This window comes from Bradyrhizobium sp. Kon69 (assembly GCF_055807515.1).
The window spans coordinates 1-285 of the sequence record NZ_JBVVOS010000294.1 but is presented as its reverse complement, the minus strand read 5'-3'; the positions used below and the strand labels follow the sequence as shown (position 1 = coordinate 285).

The following is a 285-nucleotide window of genomic DNA, read 5'->3' as shown; positions in this document are numbered from 1 at the left end:
CGGCTACCGCTTCGATACCCAGCCATGAGCCGCGCTCGCCACTATTCGCTGACCCTGCGCCTGCGTAACATTTCAAGGTTAAAGCGGCAGCGGGCCAGGCCACGTCTGACAAGCGGTTTCGTTATCGAAAACCAGAACAAGAATGTCAGCATGAATAACTGCGAGAAAGATAACACGGCGCCCGATTTTTCCGGAAAAAGACGTATAACAACCAAGAAGAGGCCGAACATAGCTAGACAAGCCCAGCCATAAATCTTACGCAGGAGCTCAAGCCCCGAGCGTACT

1 protein-coding gene is annotated in these 285 nt (G+C 53.0%); it reads right to left on the bottom strand.

Features of this window, described 5'->3' with window-relative positions:
- Window positions 1-41 precede the first annotated feature (41 nt).
- Window positions 42-285: hypothetical protein (locus tag AC0L3U_RS39235; protein ID WP_473365096.1), on the bottom strand; the 244-nt coding region annotated here is incomplete at its 5' end.